Consider the following 321-nt stretch of genomic DNA (forward strand, 5'->3'; position numbering starts at 1 on the left):
CCACCCTAAAGGGTGCTGATATCCAGTGGTAGTTGGGTGTATTTGCCATTAGGCTGACGCTCATATAAGCGCAGGTACTGGCTAGTGCCTGTGATTTGAATCGCATCGGCTATAGCGTCCATGGCCCGTTTCCAGTTGGCATCGTCGATATCCAGCTGGCGCAGACTGAGCACTTGGTTAACGTCGATACGACCTTGTTGGTTTACCCGAAAGGCATGCTCAACCATGGCCATCAGACGGGTATCCGCGCCACCGCTCCAACTTTTAATGCAATCATCAATCAAGGTTTTAGCGGTTTGAATGCGCTCATCAAATACGCGG

At 51.1% G+C, this 321-nt stretch carries 1 protein-coding gene; it reads right to left on the bottom strand.

All coding sequences use genetic code 11. The features are described 5' to 3' along the window. Positions 1–5: 5 nt before the first annotated feature. Positions 6–321, bottom strand: a 316-nt coding sequence (locus FW758_RS24885; RefSeq protein ID WP_446446857.1) for a DUF3164 family protein, incomplete at its 5' end; no start/stop codon positions are given.

Source organism: Shewanella sp. 1180_01 (genome assembly GCF_052850535.1).